Source organism: Streptomyces sp. MBT65 (genome assembly GCF_016612545.1).
Taxonomy (GTDB): Bacteria; Actinomycetota; Actinomycetes; order Streptomycetales; family Streptomycetaceae; genus Streptomyces.
Genome location: NZ_JAENRY010000044.1, coordinates 21,810 through 45,134, shown reverse-complemented (window position 1 = coordinate 45,134; position 23,325 = coordinate 21,810). Strand labels below are relative to the sequence as shown.

Annotated in this window: 21 protein-coding genes and 1 pseudogene; 11 read left to right on the top strand and 11 right to left on the bottom strand. The window is 69.6% G+C overall.

The annotated features are described in order from the left end of the window. Positions 1-114 precede the first annotated feature (114 nt). Complete coding sequence (locus JHN63_RS12920; protein WP_033285426.1) at positions 115-1,050, top strand: cellulose-binding protein; 936 nt, start codon at positions 115-117, stop codon at positions 1,048-1,050. A gap of 74 nt (positions 1,051-1,124) precedes the next feature. Here JHN63_RS12920 and JHN63_RS12915 read toward each other — a convergent pair whose 3' ends face one another. Then, positions 1,125-1,691, bottom strand: a complete 567-nt coding sequence (locus JHN63_RS12915; protein WP_200679811.1) for a TetR/AcrR family transcriptional regulator — start codon at positions 1,689-1,691, stop codon at positions 1,125-1,127. Between the two features lie 360 nt (positions 1,692-2,051). Between JHN63_RS12915 and JHN63_RS12910 the strand changes: the two genes are divergently transcribed. The 5 genes and pseudogenes from JHN63_RS12910 to JHN63_RS12890 all read left to right on the top strand — a co-directional run bounded on the left by JHN63_RS12910 (position 2,052) and on the right by JHN63_RS12890 (position 7,776). Then, positions 2,052-3,188, top strand: a complete 1,137-nt coding sequence (locus JHN63_RS12910) for a DHA2 family efflux MFS transporter permease subunit (protein WP_307781881.1) — start codon at positions 2,052-2,054, stop codon at positions 3,186-3,188. A gap of 9 nt (positions 3,189-3,197) precedes the next feature. Beyond that, positions 3,198-4,166 (top strand): ABC transporter ATP-binding protein, encoded by a 969-nt coding sequence (locus JHN63_RS12905; RefSeq protein WP_200679809.1) that lies wholly within the window; start codon positions 3,198-3,200, stop codon positions 4,164-4,166. A 1-nt stretch (position 4,167) separates the two neighbouring features. Next, entirely contained in the window at positions 4,168-4,938 is a 771-nt protein-coding gene (locus JHN63_RS12900) for an ABC transporter permease (protein ID WP_200679807.1), read from the top strand. A 666-nt stretch (positions 4,939-5,604) separates the two neighbouring features. Next, positions 5,605-6,907: pseudogene (locus tag JHN63_RS12895) on the top strand (ABC transporter ATP-binding protein). Next, positions 6,904-7,776: an ABC transporter permease gene (locus tag JHN63_RS12890; RefSeq protein WP_200679799.1), complete on the top strand. Its 873-nt coding sequence runs from the start codon at positions 6,904-6,906 to the stop codon at positions 7,774-7,776. The pseudogene JHN63_RS12895 and the gene JHN63_RS12890 overlap by 4 nt, the downstream one beginning before the upstream one ends. A gap of 26 nt (positions 7,777-7,802) precedes the next feature. On the opposite strand, the gene JHN63_RS12885 is transcribed toward JHN63_RS12890, so the two are convergent. Further along, positions 7,803-8,135: an ATP/GTP-binding protein gene (locus JHN63_RS12885; protein WP_200679797.1), complete on the bottom strand. Its 333-nt coding sequence runs from the start codon at positions 8,133-8,135 to the stop codon at positions 7,803-7,805. Positions 8,136-8,356: 221 nt separating this feature from the next. Here JHN63_RS12885 and JHN63_RS12880 point away from each other — a divergent pair, with 221 nt between their 5' ends. Further along, a complete protein-coding gene (locus JHN63_RS12880) occupies positions 8,357-9,385 on the top strand; it encodes an LLM class flavin-dependent oxidoreductase (RefSeq protein WP_200679795.1) in 1,029 nt (342 codons plus the stop codon). Positions 9,386-9,468: 83 nt separating this feature from the next. Here JHN63_RS12880 and JHN63_RS12875 read toward each other — a convergent pair whose 3' ends face one another. Beyond that, positions 9,469-9,861, bottom strand: coding sequence for an SCO5389 family protein (locus JHN63_RS12875; protein ID WP_200679793.1), 393 nt, complete (start codon positions 9,859-9,861; stop codon positions 9,469-9,471). Positions 9,862-10,114: 253 nt separating this feature from the next. Between JHN63_RS12875 and nucS the strand changes: the two genes are divergently transcribed. Further along, a complete protein-coding gene (nucS, locus tag JHN63_RS12870; protein ID WP_200679792.1) occupies positions 10,115-10,795 on the top strand; it encodes an endonuclease NucS in 681 nt (226 codons plus the stop codon). An 89-nt stretch (positions 10,796-10,884) separates the two neighbouring features. Here the strand turns inward: nucS and JHN63_RS12865 are convergent, their stop codons facing one another. The 3 genes from JHN63_RS12865 to JHN63_RS12855 form a co-directional block, all read right to left on the bottom strand. Continuing rightward, the gene (locus JHN63_RS12865; protein ID WP_200679791.1) at positions 10,885-13,374 is read right to left on the bottom strand and encodes an ATP-binding protein; all 2,490 of its coding nucleotides are present in this window, start codon (positions 13,372-13,374) and stop codon (positions 10,885-10,887) included. 276 nt (positions 13,375-13,650) lie between these two features. Beyond that, on the bottom strand, positions 13,651-13,974 hold the full coding sequence (locus tag JHN63_RS12860; RefSeq protein ID WP_019060737.1) for an STAS domain-containing protein: 324 nt from the start codon (positions 13,972-13,974) through the stop codon (positions 13,651-13,653). 163 nt (positions 13,975-14,137) lie between these two features. After that, positions 14,138-14,986, bottom strand: a complete 849-nt coding sequence (locus tag JHN63_RS12855; RefSeq protein ID WP_200679790.1) for a 3-hydroxyacyl-CoA dehydrogenase family protein — start codon at positions 14,984-14,986, stop codon at positions 14,138-14,140. Between the two features lie 194 nt (positions 14,987-15,180). On the opposite strand from JHN63_RS12855, the gene JHN63_RS12850 reads away from it, so the two are divergent. The 3 genes from JHN63_RS12850 (at position 15,181) to JHN63_RS12840 (ending at position 18,200) form a co-directional block, all read left to right on the top strand. Further along, positions 15,181-15,753, top strand: coding sequence for a cob(I)yrinic acid a,c-diamide adenosyltransferase (locus tag JHN63_RS12850; protein ID WP_200679788.1), 573 nt, complete (start codon positions 15,181-15,183; stop codon positions 15,751-15,753). 209 nt (positions 15,754-15,962) lie between these two features. Beyond that, complete coding sequence (locus JHN63_RS12845; RefSeq protein ID WP_200679784.1) at positions 15,963-17,789, top strand: glycoside hydrolase family 18 chitinase; 1,827 nt, start codon at positions 15,963-15,965, stop codon at positions 17,787-17,789. Positions 17,790-17,990: 201 nt separating this feature from the next. Next, positions 17,991-18,200, top strand: coding sequence for a hypothetical protein (locus JHN63_RS12840; protein WP_200679782.1), 210 nt, complete (start codon positions 17,991-17,993; stop codon positions 18,198-18,200). On the opposite strand, the gene JHN63_RS12835 is transcribed toward JHN63_RS12840, so the two are convergent. The 5 genes from JHN63_RS12835 to atpA all read right to left on the bottom strand — a co-directional run bounded on the left by JHN63_RS12835 (position 18,187) and on the right by atpA (position 23,222). After that, complete coding sequence (locus JHN63_RS12835; protein WP_200679780.1) at positions 18,187-18,633, bottom strand: DUF2550 domain-containing protein; 447 nt, start codon at positions 18,631-18,633, stop codon at positions 18,187-18,189. The two genes, JHN63_RS12840 and JHN63_RS12835, sit on opposite strands and share 14 nt — an antisense overlap. Before the next feature lie 138 nt (positions 18,634-18,771). Beyond that, entirely contained in the window at positions 18,772-19,146 is a 375-nt protein-coding gene (locus JHN63_RS12830) for a F0F1 ATP synthase subunit epsilon (RefSeq protein WP_019060727.1), read from the bottom strand. 111 nt (positions 19,147-19,257) lie between these two features. Then, a complete protein-coding gene (gene atpD / locus JHN63_RS12825; protein ID WP_200679778.1) occupies positions 19,258-20,694 on the bottom strand; it encodes a F0F1 ATP synthase subunit beta in 1,437 nt (478 codons plus the stop codon). After that, positions 20,694-21,611 carry a F0F1 ATP synthase subunit gamma gene (locus tag JHN63_RS12820; protein ID WP_200679776.1) on the bottom strand — a complete coding sequence of 306 codons (918 nt, stop codon included), beginning with the start codon at positions 21,609-21,611 and terminating at the stop codon, positions 20,694-20,696. The genes atpD and JHN63_RS12820 overlap by 1 nt, the downstream gene beginning before the upstream one ends. A 21-nt stretch (positions 21,612-21,632) precedes the next feature. After that, complete coding sequence (gene atpA, locus JHN63_RS12815; protein WP_200679775.1) at positions 21,633-23,222, bottom strand: F0F1 ATP synthase subunit alpha; 1,590 nt, start codon at positions 23,220-23,222, stop codon at positions 21,633-21,635. Positions 23,223-23,325 lie beyond the last annotated feature (103 nt).

Here is a 23,325-nt window from a genome sequence, read left to right as displayed (position 1 = left end):
CCACTCAAAAGGGGTGTCATTCTCCAGATCAAACACGCATCCGCTCGATGACACACCGCTTCGGCCCCTAGGATTCCACCTATCACCTCACCGGTCTCATTCGACAGGAACCCCATGAGCGACACTTCCCCCTACGGCTTCGAGCTTGTGCGGCGTGGGTACGACCGCGCTCAGGTGGACGAACGCATCTCGAAGCTCGTCTCCGACCGTGACAGCGCTCTGGCTCGTATCACTGCTCTTGAAAAGCGCATCGAGGAGCTCCACCTCGAAACGCAGAACGCCGCGGCCCAGGTAAGCGACGCCGAGCCGTCGTACGCCGGCCTCGGCGCGCGGGTCGAGAAGATCCTCCGCCTCGCCGAGGAAGAGGCCAAGGACCTGCGCGAGGAGGCCCGGCGCGCGGCCGAGCAGCACCGCGAACTCGCGGAGTCCGCTGCTCAGCAGGTCCGCAACGACGCAGAATCGTTCGCTGCGGAGCGCAAGTCCAAGGCGGAGGACGAGGGCGTCCGGATCGTCGAGAAGGCCAAGAGCGACTCCGCCCAGCTGCGTGGCGAGGCCCAGAAGGACGCCCAGCAGAAGCGCGAGGAGGCCGACGCCCTCTTCGAGGAGACCCGCGCCAAGGCCGCGCAGGCCGCCGCCGACTTCGAGACGAACCTCGCCAAGCGCCGCGAGCAGTCCGAGCGCGACCTGGCGTCGCGTCAGCAGAAGGCCGAGAAGCGCCTCGCGGAGATCGAGCACCGCGCGGAGCAGCTCCGGCTGGAGGCCGAGAAGCTGCGCACGGACGCCGAGCGCCGCGCCCGTCAGACGGTGGAGACGGCTCAGCGCCAGGCCGAGGACATCGTGGCCGACGCGAACGCCAAGGCCGACCGTATCCGTTCGGAATCCGAGCGCGAGCTGGCCGCCCTGACGAACCGTCGCGACAGCATCAACGCCCAGCTGACGAACGTGCGCGAGATGCTCGCCACGCTCACCGGCGCCGCGGTGGCCGCCGCGAGCTCGCCGGTCGAGGACGAGCCCATCTCCCGTGGGGTTCCGGCTCAGCAGTCCCGGTAAGCAAGCGATTGCCGTAGGGCCGAGGCCCGCATTCCCTTCGGGGGTGCGGGCCTCAGCCGTGTCTCGGCCGGGTCTCAGCCGTGTCCGCGCAACAACGGCAGGTAGACGTCGTCGACGATCCCGACGAGGGCGGAGTCGGCGACCGGGTCGCGGGACAGGATCATCTCGTAGCGCAGCAACTGGGCGGGGACGGTGACGACCCGTCGGGGAAGGTCGGCGGTGGGGATCTCGCCGCGCTCGACGGCCCGCTGAAGCAGGGTCAGCAGGATGTCGTGCATGATCCCGAACACCTTCGGGTCCAGCTCGTGCGCCTCCGCGAGCAGTCCCCGGATGACGTCGGGCCCGATCTCCCGCTGCCGCTCGACCATCAGCCGCAGTACGGCCAGCACGTCCGCACGCAGCTCCCCGGTGTCGAGCAGCTGGTCGGCGAGGAAGCCCGTGCGGTGGGGCATGGCGGCCTTGACCAGTTCGGCGCGGTTGGGCCAGCGCCGGTAGAGGACCTGCTTGCCGGTCTTCGCACGGGCCGCTACGCCCTCCATGGTGAGGCGGGCGTAGCCGACCTCGGCCAGCTCCTCCCACACGGCGTCCAGGATGTCGGCCTCCAGGGCGGCCCCGCGCCGCCGCGTCTGCTCTCCGGTCATCACCGGCACCTTCCACTCAGGAGACCTACGAGACCCAGGAGACCTTGCGTCTCTTATCGGGTCCAGCCTATCGTGGGCCAAATAAGAGACGCACCGTCTCCAAAGGGGGAACCGTGTCGACCACCACCACCCGCCTCGACCCCGCCGTCCGCAGACTCGCCGGCATCCTCGTCCTCGGCGCCCTCGCCCCGCTGCTCGACAGCACGATCGTCTCCATAGCCCTGCACACCCTGGGCCACGACCTGAACGCCTCGACGGCGAGCCGATGGGGGTCCCCCCACGCCTTTAAGGCAGTGGGGGAGGGTCAGCACCGCATACCTCCTCGCCCTCGCGACGGTCGTCCCCGTCTCCGGCTGGGCCGTGGAGCGCTACGACTCCCGGCAGGTCTGGCTCGGCGCGCTGGCCCTCTTCCTCACCGGGTCCCTTCTCTGCGGGCTCGCCTGGAACATCGGCTCGCTGATCGCCTTCCGGGTGGTCCAGGGCATCGGCGGCGGCCTGCTCCTGCCCGTGCTCCAGACCCTGGTGATGCGCGCCGCCGGCGGCCGGTCCCTCGGCCGCCTGATGGCGGTGATCACCCTGCCCGCCATGGTCGTACCGATCCTCGGCCCGGTCGTCGGCGGCCTGATCGTCGGCCACCTCAGCTGGCGCTGGATCTTCTACGTCAACCTGCCCGTCTGCCTGCTCGCCCTCGCCCTCGCCTGGCGCGGCGTCCCGAAGGACACCCCCCGCCCCGGCCACCACCTCGACCTGACCGGCCTCCTGCTCCTCTCCCCCGGCCTCGCCACCCTGGTCTACGGCCTGTCGGAGACCGGCGCGGCCCGTGCGAGCGCGATCCCCGTGGGCGCCGTACTGATCGCCCTGTTCGCCCGGCACGCACTGCGCGCCCGCGAACCCCTCGTGGACCTCCGTCTGTTCAAGGACCGCGCGTTCGCCGTCTCCTCGATCCTGACGTTCCTCAACGGGCTCGCCCTGTTCGGCGGGATGTTCCTGCTCCCCCTCTACTACCAACAGGTGCGCGGCGAGGGCGTGATCGCGGCCGGGCTGCTGCTGGCGCCGCAGGGGCTCGGCAGTCTGCTGGCCCGGGTCACCGGACCGCTGACCGACCGGCTCGGGCCGCGCCCGGTGGTCGTGGCGGGCATGCTGCTGTGCGCGCTCGGCACCCTCCCCTTCCTCCTCCCGCACCCCGGCGCCGCGTTGCTCGCGCTCGCCCTGGTCGTACGCGGACTCGGGGTGAGCGCGGCCAACATGGCGGTCATGGTCGGCGCCTACCAGGGGCTCGACCGCGCCCGCATCCCGCACGCGAGCACCAGCATCCGGATCGTGCAGCAGCTCGGCGGCGGTGTCGGCACCGCGGTCCTGGCGACGGTCCTCGCGCACGGCCACGGCAGCACCGCTTTCCCGCACGCGTTCGCCTGGGCGACGGCGTTCACCGTTGTTGCCTGCGCCGTCGGACTCTGTTTGCCCGTCCGGGTGGCATCAGCCCAACGGCGGTCCTAACGTGGCCGCATGATCGAGCTCGAGGGGCTGACCAAGCGGTACGGCGACAAGGTGGCGGTGAACAACCTCACCTTCGCCGTGAGACCCGGCATCGTCACGGGCTTCCTCGGCCCGAACGGCGCCGGCAAGTCGACGACCATGCGCATGATGCTCGGGCTCGACCGGCCGACCGCCGGGGACGTACGCATCGACGGCCAGCACTACGACCAGCTCAAGGACCCGCTGACGTACATCGGCGCCCTCCTCGACGCCAAGGCCATGCACGGCGGGCGCAGCGCCTTCAACCATCTCCTGTGCCTGGCGCAGAGCAACGGCATCTCGAAGGCCCGGGTGCACGAGGTGCTGGACACCGTCGGGCTGACGGCGGTGGCGAAGAAGAAGGCCAAGGGGTTCTCGCTGGGCATGGGCCAGCGGCTCGGCATCGCGGGCGCGCTGCTCGGCGATCCCCGCATCCTGATGTTCGACGAACCGGTCAACGGGCTCGACCCCGAGGGCATCCACTGGATCCGCAACCTGATGAAGTCCCTTGCCGCGCAAGGCCGTACGGTCTTCGTCTCCTCGCACCTGATGAGCGAGATGGCGCTGACGGCCGATCACCTCGTCGTCATCGGCCAGGGCCGACTCCTCGCGGACACGTCCATGGCGGACTTCATCCAGCAGAACTCGCGGTCCTACGTCCGGATCCGCACCCCGCAGCGCGAGCGGCTGCTCGACGTTCTGCACCAGGCCGGGATCACGGTGGTCGAGTCCGGCAGCGGGGTGCTGGAGGTCGACGGGGGCAAGTCCGAGCAGATCGGTGAGCTGGCCGCGTCGCACCAGCTGGTGCTGCACGAGCTGAGTCCCCAACAGGCCTCCCTGGAGGAGGCGTTCATGCAGTTGACCGCGGAGTCGGTGGAGTACCACGCGCATTCCGACGCACCCGCCGCCGCACCTGCCGCGCAACAGCAGGGCTGGGGCGACGGCTGGAAGAAGGACTGACATGGCGGCGACCCAGGTCATCCGTTCCGAGTGGACGAAAATCCGCTCCGTGGCATCGACGGTATGGACACTGTCTCTCGCCCTGGTGGTGACGATCGGGCTGGGCATGCTCATCTCGGCGCTGTCGAAGAACCAGTTCGACGACATGAGCGAGAAGGACAAACTCTCCTTCGACCCGACGTTCATCAGCTTCGCCGGGATGAGTCTCGGGCAGCTCGCGATGATCGTGTTCGGGGTGCTCGTCGTGTCGAACGAGTACAGCACCGGCATGATCCGCACGTCGCTGGCGGCGGTCCCGCAGCGCGGCACCTTCCTGTTCGGCAAGATCGCGGTGGCCACCGGGCTCTGTCTCGTCGTCGGCCTGGTGACCAGCTTCGTCACGTTCTTCCTCGGCCAGGCGATGCTCGGCTCGCACAAGGCGGAGATCGGCGACCCGGGCGTGCTGCGCGCGGTGATCGGCGGCGGGCTCTACATGACCCTGATCGCGATGTTCTCCATGGGCATCGCCTCGATGCTGCGCTCACCGATGCTGTCCCTGGGCATCCTGATGCCGTTCTTCTTCCTGATCTCCAACATCCTCGGCAACGTCTCCGCGACGAAGAAGATCGGCCAGTACCTCCCCGACCAGGCCGGCAGCAAGATCATGCAGGTGGTCACCCCGGTCGACGACTCCGCACCCTACGGCCCCTGGGGCGGCTTCGGAATCATGGCCCTCTGGGTGGCGGCGGCCCTGCTCGGCGCGTACGTCCTGCTGAAGCGCCGCGACGCGTAGGGCTCCGCCGGTCGATCGGGTCACGGGGTATCAACTGCGCCGAGACGGGGCCGACCGCGCGGCGCTTGGACGGGCGCACGGACGATGGCCGGGCGGCGCCTCGATGCCTCGGCCGCACGACGACGGAGACGCCGGCCAGGTGATTTGGGTCGCCCGCACGAATGCGAGACATCAAGGGCGCCCGGACGGGGCCCGCGAACGGCACCTGGGCCGAGCCCGATGCCCTCGGCCGCACAACAGCGGAGACGCCCGCATCGGCAACCGTCCCCGACGACGCGGCGGGGGCGCCGTGCGCGGAGTCGTTCGAGCACGCGGGAGAACACCGCGGTCGAGGCGCGCCTCACACCACCCGCACCCGAGCACCGGGGCACGCACACACCCCACGGGGCCGCATCCGCCGACGTACGCGAGCGGGTCGTGGCGGTACGGCGAGCCCGCCGCTCAGCTGCTCCCCGCCCCGTCCACTGTGGCAGCGGGCACGCCGTACCGACGCGACCCCGGCACCCCCACCGGCCCGATGCCGGGGACGAGATCACGGGGTGCCGCCCCCGACCCAAGGCCATCGCTTTACTTTCTCTTGAGCGGAACCGTCAGCGCCCCGATATCCTCCTAACCCTTACGGGGGCGTGTGCCCTGCTGTCCTGATCCTTTCGATGGGTGCGGAGCATGATCGAGGCTGTCGGCCTGACCAAGCGCTACGGCGACAAGACCGCCGTGTACAACCTTTCCTTCCAGGTGCGGCCCGGTGCCGTCACCGGCTTCCTCGGGCCCAACGGCTCGGGCAAGTCGACGACGATGCGCATGATCCTCGGCCTGGACAACCCCACGTCAGGACAGGTGACGATCGGCGGCTTCCCCTACCGCAAGCTGCCGAACGCACCCCGTCAGGTCGGCGCCCTGCTCGACGCCAAGGCGGTGCACGGCGGCCGGAGCGCCCGCAGCCATCTGCTCAGCCTGGCCCAGCTCTCGGGCATCCCGGCCCGGCGCGTGGACGAGGTGCTCGGGGTCGTGGGCCTCCAGGACGTGGCGAGAAAGCGCTCCAAGGGATTCTCCCTGGGCATGGGGCAGAGACTAGGCATCGCCGCCGCGCTCCTCGGCGACCCCCAGGTGCTGCTCTTCGACGAGCCGGTCAACGGACTCGACCCCGAGGGCATCCTCTGGGTGCGGAACCTGATGAAGGCGCTCGCGGCGGAGGGCCGTACCGTCTTCGTCTCCTCGCACCTGATGAGCCGAGATGGCGCTGACCGCCGACCAGCTCATCGTGATCGGACGCGGACAGCTCCTCTCGGACATGAGCGTGCGGGACTTCATCTCGGCCAACTCCGCCGACTTCGCCCGCGTACGCACCCCCGACACCGAGCCCCAGCTCCGCGAGAAGCTGACCTCCGCGCTGACCGAGGCCGGCGGCCATGTACTGCCCGAGCAGGACGGCGGGCTGCGCGTGACGGGACTGCCGCTCCCGCGCATCAGCGACATCGCGCACGACACGGACGTACGACTGTGGGAGCTGTCCCCGCACCAGGCCTCGCTGGAGGAGGCGTACATGCGGATGACGCAGGGCGCCGTCGACTACCGCTCGACGATCGACCAGAAGGCCGGCCTGATGCAGCAACTGCCGCCGGGCGCACAGCCCCCGATGCCGGTGCCGGGCCAGGGCCAGCCGGGCTGGTACGCGCCGCCGTCACCGCAGCAGGGCGGACAGCCGTTCGCGATGGGACAGCCCCCGGCGAATCCTTACGGCGCCCCGAATCCCTACGNCGCCCCTGCGGCCCCCGGCGGGGGCGTACCGGGCTCGTACGGGCCTCCGGCGCCCATGCCCCCGCAGACACCGGCACAGCCGCCTCAGGCCCCGGCTCAGGGCGCCCCGGCGGTTCAGGCCCCGGCCGCCGCCCCCGCTCCCGCTCCGGCCGCCCCGGTGGACGCGCCGCCCTCCTCCCCCGACCTGACCAAGCCCGAGGACGCCCGATGAGTACGCCCCAGACCCCGATGCCGCCGGCAGCCGTGCCCAACTGGCAGGCGGCGAACGGTCCTTCGTACGGTGGGTACACCTCGCCGATCCCGGTGGTGCGCACGCATCTCGGACACGCGCTCGCCTCCGAGTGGACGAAGATCAAGTCGGTGCGTTCGACGATCTGGACGCTCGGTGTGTTCGTGGTCCTCGTCATCGGCATCGGGCTGCTCGCCGCCGTCGTGGTCAGCAACTCCTCGTCCGAGATGAACGGCGAGAACCCGCTCTCCCTCGGCTTCTTCGGACTGCTGCTCGGCCTCATGTGCATCATCACGCTCGGCGTGCTGACCACGGCCTCCGAGTACGGCACCGGCATGATCCGCACGACGATGACCGCCTGCCCCAGCCGGGTCCGCGTGCTGGCGGCGAAGTCGATCGTGTTCTTCGGGGTCGCCTTCGTGGTCACGCTGGTGGCCGCGTCGTTCATCGCCTTCGTGGACGCCTCGCTGCTGGCGAACAACGGCGCGAAGGACCCGTCCGCGGGCGAGTGGTTCAAGGGGACCGTCGGCGTCTCCCTCTACGTCGCGCTGCTCGGACTGCTCTCGCTGATCATCGGCTCGATCATCCGGCACTCCGCGGGCGCGATCACCGTCATGATCGGCGCGGTGCTCGCGCCGCTGGTCATCGCTCTGTTCATGTTCTCGCAGTCCCTGGAGAACGTGCGCCAGGCCCTGTTCGAGTACTCGATCCCGAACCAGTTGAGCGTCTTCTACTCCAACTCCCTGACGGAGAGCGGCCCTTCGGGCTGGGACCCGCTGTGGATCATCCTGGGTGTGACGGCCGTGGCGTTCGCGGGCGCGGCCGCACTGCTGGAGCAGCGGGACGTGTGACCCGTACCACTTATTGAGGACTCGGCCTAGAACTTCGGCGCGTTCCTGGACCGCTGCACCCGTGTGGTGCGGCGGTCCTTCGCGTTCCAGCAGGCCTTGTGCCAGTGCCGCCGGTCGTCCACGCCGGAGTGCTCCGGCCAGGCCACGACGTGCGGGACTCCGGAGGGGATCTGCTGGTCACAGCCGGGGCAGCGGTACGTCTTGCCCTCCGCGCTCGCCCCGGCGACATGGCGCACGCTCCACTCCTCGCCCTGCCAGTGCTCCGTGGACTGCCAGCCGCCGTAGCGGCCGGAGCGGTCGTCGTCGGCGCTCTGGCCGGGGGAACCGGACTCCTTGGGTCGGTTGCGACGCGGGGACACAGAACACCTCACGGGGCTATACAGGAGGCAAGGGCTGTGTCCAGCCTACGTGGCGCGGACAGGGGTACGCGAAGGGCATCAACCCACACAAGTCCCCCTCGGGACCGCGCATTCTGCAGACAATCCGCAAATCTCTCCGCCAGGCCGTGTCCTAGGCACGTGTCGGACGGTTATGCCCGGTGGGGGAGCTCCGTGTCGGAGCCAAGGAAGCAGGAAGAACCATGCGCGTCGGAAGTTTTGTGTTGGCGGCCCAGTTCCCGGGACAGGGCCAGGGGGAGGCCCTGCACCGCGCGGTCCGCTCGGTGGAGGTCGCTGAGGAAGCCGGTCTCGACACGGCCTGGCTGGCCGAGCACCACTTCGTGCCCTACGGCACCTGCCCGTCCGCGATCACCCTGGCCGCGCTGCTGCTCGGCCGCACCCGGCGGATCCGCGTCGGCACCGCGGTCAGCGTGTTGCCCACGGTCCACCCGGTCGCCCTCGGCGAGCAGGCCGCGCTGCTGCATGTGACCAGCGGCGGCCGCTTCTCGCTGGGCGTGGGCCGCGGCGGGCCCTGGGTCGACCTGGAGGTCTTCGGCGCGGGCCTCGCCGCGTACGAACGGGGATTCCCGGAATCCCTCGATCTGTTGATGCGCTGGCTGCGCGAGCCGTCGGTCGCGGGCACCGGGGACCGCTTCGCGTTCCGTGAAGTCCCGGTCGTACCCAGGCCGTCGGAGGCGCTGTCGGACGCGCCGGGCCCCGAGGTCGTCGTCGCCTGCACCTCGCCCGCGAGCGTGCGGCTGGCGGCCGAGCGGGGCCTGCCGATGCTGCTGGGCATGCATGTCGGGGACGAGGAGAAGGCCGAGATGGTCACCCTGTGGCGGCAGTTGGCGCGGGCGGCCGGACGGCCAGCGGAGGAGATCCACGGCGCGGCACATGTGTCGGCCGGGGTCTGCCAGATCGCCGACAAGCGCGCGGACGCCGTGGAGGCGCTCGTGAAGGCGATGCCGGGCTGGCTCAGGCAGGGGCTCGACGCGCATGTCACCGTGGACGACCGCGAGCGCCGGATGCGCGACCCGCTCGCGTACACCGAACTCCTTTGCGGACTGCACCCGGTGGGCACCCCGCGGCTGTGCGCCGACCGGCTCGCGGCGACCTCCGAGCGGACCGGCATCTCCCGCTTCGCGCTGCTCGTCGAGGGGTCCGGGGACCTCGCGGCGACCGAGGAGAACGTACGGCGGCTCGGCGCCGAGGTGCTCCCCCACCTCGGCTGAGCGAACCGCGGGGAGCTTGCCGCCCCAGTACTAAAGGCACCTCCCGCGTACGGAGCGGCAAGCGGTGGTGCGCGATCGACGCGTCAGCAGTCCCTGAACTCCGGGGACTGGTTCAGCAGTTGACTGCGCACCGAGGTGAAGCGGGTCAGCGTCTCGTCCACCGAGCCGTCCAGCGGGAACACTGCCACCCGGTGGCAGTTCTGGAAGGCCAGGCGTACACCGAAGTGTCGCTGCAGCGCGCCGCGTATCGCGTCACTCGCGAGCGCACGCAGCAACTGACCGCGTGCCTGCTCGTCCGGCGGCGGCGTCTGGTTGTCGGCGAACGCACCGCCGTCGACCTTCAGCTGAGCCACCAGGGAGCTGATCATCTCCCATGCGTAAGGCAGGGAGGTCCGGACGCAGTCGACGAATTCAGCTTCGTCGACCTCGCCTCGCTCGGCCTTTTCGAGTAGGGCCGGTGAGACGTCGAGCGACATGGGTTCTCCTCTCGCACCCCCAACGCGCAGGGGTTGCCGGACAGGTAAGGGAGTCCGCGATTACGAACACGCTGCGTACACGTCTCGCGACCTCCCGTTTATACGGTAGGCAACAGAAGGAGGCGGCACCAGGAGAATGCGTACATACGGAACTCTCAATAGGCCCACAATCGGCCACTAATGAACAAGGGGCGTCACGGGTCTTCCAGGGCGAATCGCGTTCACTGCCGCCCGTCGAGTAGCGTTGCCGACCATGCGTCTCGTCATTGCCCGGTGTTCCGTGGACTACGCGGGCCGGCTCACCGCCCACCTCCCCTCCGCCCCCCGTCTGATCCTGGTGAAGGCGGACGGCAGCGTCTCGATCCACGCGGACGACCGGGCCTACAAGCCCCTCAACTGGATGTCGCCGCCCTGCACGTTGAAGGAGGGTTCGGGGACCGCCGACGATCCCGCGGACGTCTGGACCGTCACCAACAAGGCGGGCGAGAAGCTCATCATCACGATGGAGGAGATCCTCCACGACTCCTCGCACGAACTCGGCGTGGACCCCGGCCTGATCAAGGACGGCGTGGAAGCGCACCTCCAGGAGCTGCTCGCCGACCGCATCGACACCCTCGGCGAGGGCTACACGCTGATCCGCCGCGAGTACATGACGGCCATCGGCCCGGTCGACATCCTGTGCCGGGACGCGGAGGGCCAGACCGTCGCGATCGAGATCAAGCGGCGCGGCGAGATCGACGGCGTGGAGCAACTCACGCGCTACCTAGAGCTGTTGAACCGCGACCCGCATCTCGCCCCGGTCCGCGGCATCTTCGCCGCCCAGGAGATCAAGCCCCAGGCCCGCGTCCTCGCCACCGACCGCGGCATCGGCTGCACGGTCCTGGACTACAACGCCCTGCGCGGCATCGAGGACGACAAGCTGCGGCTGTTCTGACCCGACGTCGCCAGACACCGACTTCGCCACGACGCGAAAAGGGCCGGTTCCGATCATCGGAGCCGGCCCTTTCGTTGTCGTACGGAGTGTCAGATGACGGCGTCCGAAGCGTCACTGGTTCCGGGGGCGGCCGAACTGGTCGTGTCCATGGGGGCGCTGGAGGTCGCGCCGCTAGCGGAGGTGTCGGTGGACGGGGTGATCGACGGCGTGGGCGAATCGGTCGGCGTCGCGGACCCGGAGGGGGTCTCCGAAGGCGTCTCCGAGGGAGGCGTGGAATGCGGCGTGCTCGGGCTCGGCGAAGTCGGCCTGCTCGTCGTGGACCTGGTCGGCGACGGCGTGCTCGACCCGCTCGTCCCGCTCGGCTTGTCCGAAGGTGTGCCGGTGCCCGTCGGGGTGGGGTCGTCCGACGTGCCCATCGTGCCGTCCGGGCCCGGGTCGGTCGGGCGGCTGGTGGCCGTGCCGGTGCCGTCGCCCCCCTTCGCCGGGTCGGCGCCGAGGCTGTCGTCGCCGGTGCCCTGGCTGGGCGACGGATTGACGCCGACCTTGTCGGACGGGTTGTCGGCGTTGTTGTTGGACGTGGCGCCGAGGGTGACGACGGTGCCGAGGACGGCGGCGAGCAGCACGCCCGCGCCGGCCGCGACGAGGTTGCGCCGGGCGTAGCCGCGGAGGCCGCCCCGGGCCTTGTTGTGGGACTTCGGGGACGAGGCCTGGGGGGAGACGAGGGTGTAGGTCTCGCCGGGCGGCTGGAGCGGCGGGAAGGGCGCCGGTGTGCCACCGGGCGGCGGGGCCGACTCCTCGTGGCGCGCGTCGGGCACTTCGTCACCGGCCATGACACCGGGGCCGAGCGAGAAGCCGGAGCGGTCGGCGACCAGGGCGAGGGCCCGACGCCCGGCGACGGCTCCGCGCTTGTCGGCGGCGGCACCGCGCAGGCCGATGGAGGACTCCAACTCGGCCCGGGCGCGGTCGAGTTCGCCCTCACAGAGCGCGAGGACCCCCAACTCGTGCTGGAAATAGGCCTGTTCACCGACGTCGTCGGCAAGTCGGGCGGCCTCGGCGCCGGACCGCAGCACGCGCTCCCAGGCGCTCCAGTGCAGCCCGGCGGCGAACGCGGGGGCCGCCGTGCGGGCCAGCTGGACGGTCGTGCTCTCCTCGCCGTCGCCGGGCGGGGTCGTCGCCGGCAGCAGGGCGTCGAGCGCGGCGAGCAGGGCGTCCGCCTCGGCGCACACGCGCTCGGGGGTGACCGAGGGGTGCCCGGCCCACCAGGAGTAGTGCAGGGCGGCGATGAGGGCACCGGACGCGATGTCGTCGCCGTATCCGGCGGCCTCGATCTGGGTCTGGACGCCGGTGGCGAGCCGGTAGCGGGAGCCGACCGGGGAGACCAGTCCGCAGCCCGCGAGTTCGCCGAGGGCGGCGTCCGCGTGGGTGTCGCCGACGAGGGCGGGCAGATGCGCCTGGTGCGGCACCTCGCCGCCGAGCGCGACGGCGAAGCGCAGGGTGGCCCGCGCCGAGTTGCTGAGCCGGGAGGCGAGCAGCGCCGCGGGCGCGGCGGCCTCACCGAGGGACGGCAGGGGTAGGGCGTCGCCCTCTTCGGGGTCAAGGGGCGGGGCGTCGAAGGGCGCGTCGACCGGGGTCGCGTCCTGGAAGACGCCGAACTCCTCGACGGCGCTGGTGCCGACGCGCAGTTGGTCGCGCTGGCGGAGCAGGGCGCCGGCCTGGACGAAGCGCAGGGGCAGCCCCTCGGACTCGAAGTAGAGGTCGCCCGCCCAGTTCGCCTCCTCCTCGGTGAGGACGCGGCCCACCGCGCGCTCCAGGACCTCCACGGCGCCGGGCCGGCCCAGGCCGCCGAGGAAGACCTCCTCGATGGCGGAGTCCGCGGACGGCGCCGGGACCTCCGGGGTCGCGGCGATCAGGAAGGCGCACTCGGGAGTCGCGTCGAGGAGTTCGTCGAGGGCGGCGGCGCCGAACTCGATGTCGTCGAGGACGACGACCGCGCCGATCTCCCCCGTGAGCGCGCGCAGTTCCGCCCGGTCGGGGCGGTGCAGGGGTGCGTCGTAGACGGCGTGGAAGAGGTCGTGGAGGAGGTCGGTGGCGGTGCGGTGGAAGCCGGTGAGGCGGATCACGCCGTCGGGGGCGAGGTCCAGGCAGTCCTCGGCGACGAGGTCGAGCAGGCTGGTGCGTCCGGAGCCCGAGGGGCCGGTGAGCCGTACGGAACGGCCGCGGGCGAGCAGCCGTACGAGACGCTCGCGCTCTTCCTGGCGTTCCAGGAGCGGCAGTTCGGGGCGGTTCAGGCCGGGCGGGACCGGTGGTCTGGCCGCGCGGGCCGCCTCGGCGCGCTCGGCGGCGCTGAACTTGGCGGGCCGGCCGGGCCGCTGTCCGGGCTGGCAGGCCTCGATCTCGCTGCCGTCGACGGGATTGACGGTGAGCAGGAACTCACCGGCGACCACCTGCACGGTGCGGGCGAGTGCGGGTGTGTGCTGGCCGAAGTCGGGTGTGAGGGGTTCCCGGGGCGGGCGCTGACGGGACGACGTGTCGTCGCCGTCCTGGCCGTACTCCTCGGGTTCCCGGTCGATCGGGTCCATAGGTCCAAGCCCCCCAAAAGCGTCGTGTGCGGGTCGACAGGACCCAAGGCCCCTCCCGGCCTTGTGCACACCGCGCTGTCGCTTCTGGTCCGGGCCCGCTCGAAGGGTTGTGTGGTAGCGGGCGACCGAACCCTAAACCTTGGCACAGTATCTACGACAGGCCGGGGTACCGCGCCGTCCGAGACATCACAGTCTCGTGAGGATTGTGCGCGGTGGATCTTTCGCGGGCGCCCGACCGGGCCTCTTTCGAGAAGTGTGCCGCTTTCGGCGAAAGTGTCACACTCTGGGAAGTGACTCCACCCCGATGCCGCCCTCGATGGCCAGGATGCGGTGCAGCCGGGTGGCCACGAGCAGGCGCTGCATCTGCGGGGGTACGCGGCGCAGCACCAGGCGGCGGCCGCAGCGGCCGGCCCGTCGATGGGCTCCCATGATCACGCCGAGGCCGGTGGCGTCCCAGGAGTCGAGCTCGGACAGGTCCAGCACCAGATCGCCGACTCCGTCGTCGACGGCCGAGTGCAGGACCGTACGGGCGTCCGCCGCGCTGCGGACGTCGAGGCGGCCCCCGACGACCAGCTCGACGTGGTCGCCCCTGATGTACATATGCGCTCCCCGTGAGTGCGGTGGCGTACTCGGTCATGTCGGTGATGTCGCCGAAGTCGGTGATGCAACGTCTGACTGCTTGAGGTGCCGGGAGGTTGCCGTCTGTGAGCGAACCGATACCGAATTCACCCCTGCGTGTGATGCCGCCGGGGCGTGTGCGGTTTCAGTGCTTGTAGAAGCCCTGCCCGCTCTTGCGTCCGATGTCACCGGCGTCCACCATTCGGCGCATCAGCTCCGGAGGGGCGAACTTCTCGTCCTGCGACTCGGTGTAGATGTTGCTCGTGGCGTGCAGCAGGATGTCGACGCCGGTGAGGTCCGCCGTCGCCAGCGGGCCCATCGCGTGGCCGAAGCCCAGCTTGCAGGCGAGGTCGATGTCCTCGGCGCTGGCGACGCCCGACTCGTACAGCTTCGCCGCCTCGACGACGAGCGCCGAGATGAGACGGGTCGTCACGAAGCCGGCCACGTCACGGTTGACGACGATGCAGGTCTTGCCGACGGATTCGGCGAACTCCCGCGCGGTGGCGAGGGTTTCGTCGCTCGTCTTGTAGCCGCGGACGAGTTCGCAGAGCTGCATCATCGGGACCGGCGAGAAGAAGTGCGTGCCGACGACGCGCTCCGGACGCTCCGTCACGGCCGCGATCTTCGTGATCGGGATGGCGGAGGTGTTGGAGGCGAGGACGGCGTCCTCGCGGACGATCTTGTCGAGCGCGCGGAAGATCTCGTGCTTGACTTCCAGCTTCTCGAAGACGGCCTCGACGACGATGTCCGCGTCGCCGGCGGCGTCGAGGTCGGTGGTCGCCGTGATACGTCCCAGGGCCGCGTCGGCGTCGTGCGCCTCCAGCTTCCCCTTGCTCACGAACTTGTCGTACGAGGCCTTGATACCGTCGGTGCCACGCTTCAGGGCTTCGTCGGTGACATCGCGCAGGACGACGTCCCAGCCCGCCTGCGCGGAGACCTGGGCGATACCGGAACCCATGAGTCCGGCGCCGATGACGGCAAGCTTCCGTGCCACTGTGCGACTCCCCTTTGAAACGCTTACAGCGTGTATCCGTATGCCTCTCGGCGGACACTAGCGAAGGTGCGGCGCTGTGTGACCGGTTAGTAACGCGCGTCACGTCTCATCTGACGGACATCACACCGGCACGGGTCATTCGACCGCCCGTACGGCCTAGTTGAGCGGCGGCCGGGCCTGGTTACGCTGGCCACATGGTCAATCTGACGCGCATCTACACCAGGACCGGCGACCAGGGCACCACCGCCCTCGGCGACATGAGCCGGGTCGCCAAGACCGACGTCCGTATCTCGGCGTACGCCGACACGAACGAGGCGAACGCGGCGATCGGCACGGCCGTCGCCCTCGGCGGTCTGGACGAGGACGTCGTCAAGGTCCTCACCCGTGTCCAGAACGACCTGTTCGACGTGGGCGCGGACCTGTGCACCCCGGTCGTCGCCGAACCGGAGTTCCCGCCGCTGCGCGTCGAGCAGTTCTACATCGACAAGCTGGAGGCGGACTGCGACCACTTCAACGAGCGGCTGGAGAAGCTCCGTTCCTTCATCCTCCCGGGCGGCACCCCGGGCGCGGCCCTCCTCCACCAGGCGTGCACGGTCGTTCGGCGGGCGGAGCGCTCGACCTGGTCGGCCCTGGAGGTCCACGCCGAGGTGATGAACCCCCTGACGGCGACCTACTTGAACCGCCTCTCCGACCTGCTGTTCATCCTGGCCCGGACCGCCAACAAGACGGCGGGGGACGTGTTGTGGGTGCCGGGCGGGGAACGCTGACCAGCTGTCGGAGCGGTTGCGCGCCGCGTCGGGGGGCGCGGCCGGGGTCAAGTGACTTTGCCGGTGCGTGAATTGGGGTTTAGCACACCCCTACCAAAGTGGTCCAGACCTATTGACCCGTGGTCCAGACCTTTCTATTCTCACGGCACCGTGGGCGCGAAGGCTCAGTCGCGCCCCCTGTCACCCCCGACACCCTGAGGAGGCGCTCAATGCGCTTCAGAACCAGAGCAGTTGCCGGGTTCACCACCCTGCTGCTTCCGCTCGCCGCGCTGGTCGGTCTGGCGGCTCCCGCCGAGGCCGCCTCGACCGCCACCGCGACCTTCGCCAAGACCAGCGACTGGGGCACCGGCTTCGGCGGCCAGTGGACCGTCAAGAACACCGGTACCAGCGCGATCAGTTCATGGACGGTCGAGTGGGACTTCCCCTCCGGTACGTCCGTCACCTCGGCCTGGGACGCGGACGTCACGTCCTCCGGCACCCACTGGACCGCGAAGAACAAGTCCTACAACGGCACCATCGCCGCGGGCGCCTCCGTCTCCTTCGGCTTCAACGGCGCCGGCTCCGGTTCGCCCTCCAACTGTCTGCTGAACGGCGGCAGTTGTGACGGCGGCACCACCGTCCCCGGTGACGCGGCCCCCTCCGCGCCCGGCACCCCCACCGCGTCGTCGATCACCGACACCTCGGTGAACCTGTCCTGGTCGGCCGCCACCGACGACAAGGGCATCAAGAACTACGACGTGCTGCGCGACGGCACCAAGGTCGCCACGGTGACGACTACGTCGTACACGAACACCGGCCTGACCGCCGGCACCGACTACTCGTACACGGTGCAGGCCCGCGACACCGCCGACCAGACCGGCCCGGCCAGCGGCTCGGTCGCCGTGCACACCACGGGTGGCACCACCACTCCCCCGACCACCGGCAGCAAGGTCAAGCTCGGGTACCTCACCGAGTGGGGCACCTACACCCGCAACTACCAGGTCAAGAACCTGGTGACCTCGGGCTCGGCGGCGAAGATCACGCACATCAACTACGCGTTCGGCAACGTGACGAACGGGCAGTGCGCGATCGGTGACGCCTACGCCGACTACCAGAAGACGTTCACCGCCGACCAGTCGGTCAGCGGCGTCGCCGACACCTGGGATCAGCCGCTGGCCGGCAACTTCAACCAGCTGCGCCAGCTGAAGGCCAAGTACCCGAACATCAAGATCCTGTGGTCCTTCGGCGGCTGGACCTGGTCCGGCGGCTTCGCGCAGGCCGCGGCCAACCCGACCGCGTTCGCCCAGTCCTGCTACAACCTGGTCGAGGACCCGCGCTGGGCCGACGTGTTCGACGGCATCGACATCGACTGGGAGTACCCGAACGCCTGCGGCCTGAGCTGCGACACCAGCGGCGCGGCGGCGTACAAGAACCTGATGTCCGCCCTGCGCACCAAGTTCGGCTCCAGCTACCTGGTCACCGCCGCCACCACGGCGGACGGCACCTCCGGCGGCAAGATCGACGCCGCCGACTATGCGGGCGCGGCCCAGTACGTCAACTGGTACAACGTGATGACGTACGACTTCTTCGGCGCCTTCGACGCGGACGGCCCGACCGCCCCGCACTCCCCGCTCACCACCTACACCGGCATCCCGACCCCGGGCTTCACGACGGCCGACGCGATCGCCAAGTTCAAGTCGAAGGGAGTCGCCGCGAGCAAGCTGCTCATCGGCATCGGCTTCTACGGCAGAGGCTGGACCGGCGTGACCCAGGCCGCACCCGGCGGCACGGCGACCGGCCCGGCGGCGGGCACCTACGAGCAGGGCATCGAGGACTACAAGGTCCTCAAGACGACCTGCCCGGCCACCGGCACCATCGCCGGCACGGCGTACGCCTACTGCGGCAACAACTGGTGGTCGTACGACACCCCGGCGACCATCGGCACGAAGATGGCGTGGGCCAAGACCCAGGGTCTGGGCGGCGCGTTCTTCTGGGACTTCAGCGGCGACACCAGCAACGGTGAGCTGGTGACCGCCATCAACAACGGGCTGAGCTGATCCCCACCCCCTCAGCACACCGCCGCGGGCGGACCTCTCCGGTCTGTCCGCGGCGCGTTGCGAACGGCGCGCGCCCCCGGCGTGCACCCCGGAGGGCCCTTCGGCCCGGGGTGGAGGCCGGTTGGCGTCGGTAGGAAGCTGCTGACCTGGGGCATCTTGGTCCTACGACAGCAAGCGGAACACCGCACCACGGGGGAAACCATGAAGCGCAGGACCACCACGTCCCGCACCGGCAAGAGGTCCGTCCACTCCTGGGCCGCGTCCGCCGGCGCCCTCACCACGGCCGCCGCAGCCGCTCTCATCGCCGCCTCTCCGGTGGACGTCACCGTGACAATCGGCTCCGCGCCGCACACGGTCGTCGTCAGCCAGGCCGACATACCCAACCCGGTGTGTCCGATCAGGCCACGTTGACCCGCTGGCCGGGGGGTGCCGCCTCCAGCCAGGCCAGGAAACCGGTCAACGCGTCTTCGCTCATGGCGAGTTCGAGCCGCGTGCCCCGGTGCAGACAGGTCAGGATGATCGCGTCGGAGAGCAGCGCCAGCTCCTCCTCGCCCTCGGGGAGGCGGCGGCCGGCCACCTCGATCGCCGAGCGTTCCAGGGTGCGGCGCGGGCGGTAGGCGTAGGAGAAGACGCGGTACCACTCGATGCGGTCGCCGTTGTAGCGGGCGACGCCGTAGCTCCAGCCCTTGCCGTTGGTGTCGGGTTTCTCCGGGACGTCCCAGCGGAGCGAACAGTCGAAGGTGCCGCCGGAGCGCTGGATGAGTCTGCGGCGCAGGCCGAAGACGAACAGCCCCAGCACCACCAGGGCCACCACGATTCCGCACACAGTCAGAGCGAGGACCATCGACACCGACCTCCTCGTCTCCTAGGTAAAACAGGTAACGGAACGGAAAAAACACCCACATTCGCCTCAGCCGCGGCTGGGGCCGGATTCCTCCGGTCCCAGCCGCGGCTGAGTCACGTCATCGCGTCAACGCTGGGTTCAGCGCGTCTCCACCGCACGCAGTCGGACGTCCGCGCGGCGCTCGGCGGACTCGTCGCCCGCCGCCTTCGCCTGCTCCAGCTCGCGCTCCACGCGCTGGACGTCGATCTCGTCCGACAGCTCGGCGATCTCGGCGAGCAGCGACAGCTTGTTGTCCGCGAACGAGATGAAACCGCCGTGCACCGCGGCGACGACCGTCCCTCCGTCGCTCGTACGGATGGTCACCGGGCCCGACTCCAGCACACCGAGCAGCGGCTGGTGACCGGGCATGACGCCGATGTCGCCGGACGTGGTACGCGCGACGACCAGGGTGGCCTCGCCGGACCAGACCTGGCGGTCCGCGGCGACGAGCTCGACATGCAGCTCAGCAGCCAAGGTGGGCTCCTCGGGTCACCACCCGGCGGTCGTGCCGGGTGTTGGGTCAATTCTAGTGGGCGTGGGAGAGGGGGTGGGACACGGCCCCACCCCCTCAGGTGAAGCGTGGGGTCAGGAGACGCCCAGCTCCTTCGCGTTCGCCTTCAGGTCCTCGATACCACCGCAGAGGAAGAACGCCTGCTCCGGGAAGTGGTCGTACTCGCCGTCGATGATCGCGTTGAAGGCCACGATCGACTCGTCCAGCGGGACGTCCGACCCGTCGACGCCGGTGAACTGCTTGGCGACGTGGGTGTTCTGGGACAGGAAGCGCTCCACGCGACGGGCACGGTGGACGGTGAGCTTGTCCTCCTCGCCCAGCTCGTCGATGCCGAGGATCGCGATGATGTCCTGAAGGTCCTTGTACTTCTGGAGGACCGTCTTGACGCGCATCGCGGTGTTGTAGTGGTCCGCCGCGATGTAGCGGGGGTCCAGGATGCGGGACGTGGAGTCTAGCGGGTCCACGGCCGGGTAGATGCCCTTCTCGGAGATCGGACGGGAGAGAACCGTCGTCGCGTCGAGGTGGGCGAAGGTGGTGGCCGGGGCCGGGTCGGTCAGGTCGTCCGCGGGGACGTAGATCGCCTGCATCGAGGTGATCGAGTGACCGCGGGTCGAGGTGATGCGCTCCTGGAGGAGACCCATCTCGTCGGCCAGGTTCGGCTGGTAGCCCACCGCGGAGGGCATCCGGCCGAGCAGGGTCGAGACCTCGGAACCGGCCTGCGTGAAGCGGAAGATGTTGTCGATGAAGAACAGCACGTCCTGGTTCTGCACATCGCGGAAGTACTCCGCCATGGTCAGACCGGCCAGGGCCACGCGCAGACGGGTGCCCGGGGGCTCGTCCATCTGGCCGAAGACAAGCGCCGTCTTGTCGATGACGCCCGAGTCGGCCATCTCCTCGATGAGGTCGTTGCCCTCACGGGTGCGCTCGCCGACACCGGCGAACACGGAGACACCGTCGTGGTTGTTGGCGACGCGGTAGATCATCTCCTGGATGAGCACCGTCTTGCCGACGCCGGCACCGCCGAACAGGCCGATCTTGCCGCCCTTGACGTACGGGGTCAGCAGGTCGATGACCTTGACCCCGGTCTCGAACATCTCGGTCTTCGACTCGAGCTCGTCGAAGCGCGGGGCCTTGCGGTGGATGGACCAGCGCTCGCCCTCGTACTTCTCCTCGCTGTTCAGCACCTCACCGAGGGTGTTGAACACCTTGCCCTTGGTGAAGTCGCCGACCGGGACGGTGATGCCCGTGCCCGTGTCGGTGACGGCGGCCTGGCGGACCAGACCGTCGGTGGGCTGCATCGAGATGGTGCGGACCAGGCCGTCACCCAGGTGCTGGGCGACCTCCAGGGTCAGCGTCTTCTTCGCGCCGTCGAGCGCCGGGTCGGCCACCTCGACGTGCAGAGCGTTGTAGATCTCCGGCATCGCGTCGACGGGGAACTCCACGTCGACGACCGGGCCGATGACCCGGGCGACGCGGCCCGTGGCAACGGCCGTCTCAACTGTCGTCGTCATTACTTGTCACTCCCCGCGGTCGCGTCGGCCAGGGCTGCGGAGCCACCGACGATCTCGCTGATTTCCTGGGTGATTTCGGCCTGGCGGGCCGCGTTGGCAAGACGGGAGAGCGTAGTGATCAGGTCTCCCGCGTTGTCGGTCGCCGACTTCATCGCGCGGCGGGTGGCCGCGTGCTTGGAGGCGGCCGACTGGAGCAGCGCGTTGTAGATACGGCTCTCGACGTACCGCGGCAGGAGGGCGTCCAGGACGTCCTCCGCCGACGGCTCGAAGTCGTACAGCGGAAGGATCTCGCCCTGGGGCGCAGCCTCTTCCGCGACCTCTTCGAGGCTGAGGGGCAGCAGCCGGCTGTCGATCGGCGTCTGCGTCATCATCGAGACGAACTCGGTGTAGACGATGTGGAGTTCGTCCACGCCGCCCTCCGCCGTGTCCTTCTCGATGGCCTCGATGAGCGGACCCGCGACCTTCTTCGCGTCCGCGTACTCGGGCTGGTCGGTGAAGCCGGTCCACTGCTCCGCGATCTTGCGCTCACGGAAGTTGTAGTGGGCGACACCGCGGCGGCCGACGATGTACGTGTCGACCTCCTTGCCCTCGGCCTCGAGACGCGCGGTCAGCTGCTCCGCGGCCTTGATGGCGTTGGAGTTGAAGGCGCCGGCCAGACCGCGGTCGCTCGTGAGGAGCAGCACAGCGGAACGGGTTGGCGTCTCCGCCTCGGTGGTCAGCGGGTGCCTGGTGTTCGAACCCGTACCGACCGCCGTGACCGCACGCGTCAGTTCCTTCGCGTACGGCGTCGAGGCCTGCACCTTGCGGTGCGCCTTGACGACGCGCGAGGCGGCGATCATCTCCATCGCCTTGGTGATCTTCTTGGTCGCGGTGACGGATCGGATGCGACGCTTGTAGACCCGGAGCTGGGCTCCCATGAGTCAGGTCCCTTCCTTACGTCACTTGGCCGCGGCCGGGGCGTCCTCGCCGAGGAGCTTGCCGTCCGAGGTCTCGAACTGCTTCTTGAACTCGGTGATCGCGTCCGCGGCGGCGGTGAGGGTGTCGTCCGACATCTTGCCGCCCTCCTTGATGGAGGTCATGAGGCCCTGCTCCTTGCGGTGCAGGTACTCCAGGAGCTCCTTCTCGAAGCGGCGGATGTCCTCGACCGGTACGTCGTCCATCTTGCCGGTGGTCGCGGACCACACGGAGACGACCTGGTCCTCGGTGGCCATCGGCTGGTACTGAGCCTGCTTGAGCAGCTCGACCAGACGCTGACCGCGCTCCAGCTGGGCCTTCGACGCGGCGTCCAGGTCGGAACCGAAGGCGGCGAACGCCTCCAGCTCGCGGTACTGGGCGAGGTCGAGGCGGAGTCGGCCGGAGACCTGCTTCATCGCCTTGTGCTGCGCGGAACCACCGACTCGGGAGACGGAGATACCGACGTTCAGCGCGGGGCGCTGACCGGCGTTGAAGAGGTCCGACTCCAGGAAGCACTGGCCGTCGGTGATGGAGATGACGTTGGTCGGGATGAACGCCGAGACGTCGTTGGCCTTGGTCTCGACGATCGGCAGACCGGTCATCGAGCCCTTGCCCATCTCGTCGGAGAGCTTCGCGCAGCGCTCCAGCAGACGGGAGTGCAGGTAGAAGACGTCACCCGGGTAGGCTTCGCGGCCCGGCGGACGGCGCAGCAGCAGGGACACGGCGCGGTAGGCGTCGGCCTGCTTCGAGAGGTCGTCGAAGATGATGAGGACGTGCTTGCCGTCGTACATCCAGTGCTGGCCGATGGCCGAACCGGTGTACGGGGCGAGGTACTTGAAGCCGGCCGGGTCGGACGCCGGGGCGGCGACGATGGTCGTGTACTCCAGCGCGCCGGCCTCTTCGAGCGCACCACGCACGGAGGCGATGGTGGAGCCCTTCTGACCGATGGCGACGTAGATGCAGCGGACCTGCTTGTTCACGTCGCCCGAGCGCCAGTTGTCGCGCTGGTTGATGATCGTGTCGACGGCCAGGGCGGTCTTGCCCGTCTGGCGGTCGCCGATGATCAGCTGACGCTGGCCACGGCCGATCGGGGTCATCGCGTCGACGGCCTTGTAGCCGGTCTCCATCGGCTCGTGCACCGACTTGCGGACCATGACGCCCGGGGCCTGAAGCTCCAGCGCGCGGCGGCCGGTGGTCTCGATCTCGCCGAGGCCGTCGATCGGGTTGCCGAGCGGGTCGACGACACGGCCCAGGTAGCCCTCGCCGACGGCGACGGACAGGACCTCGCCGGTGCGGGTGACCGGCTGGCCCTCCTCGACACCGCTGAACTCACCGAGGATGACGGTACCGATCTCGCGCTCTTCGAGGTTGAGCGCAAGACCGAGGGTGCCGTCCTCGAACTTCAGCAGTTCGTTGGCCATGGCCGAGGGCAGGCCCTCGACCTTCGCGATGCCGTCGCCGGCAAGGGTGACCGTACCGACCTCCTCGCGCGAGGCCGCGTCCGGCTTGTACGACTGGACGAAGTTCTCCAGCGCGTCCCGGATCTCCTCCGGCCGGATCGTGAGCTCCGCCATCTGGGTTCCCTGCTCTCCTTGTTGGGCCCGAAGTTTCACTTGGGGGGATGGGGGGACTCCCCCCATGAACGAGGTGAATCCTCTGCACGGCCCAACTCGGGCC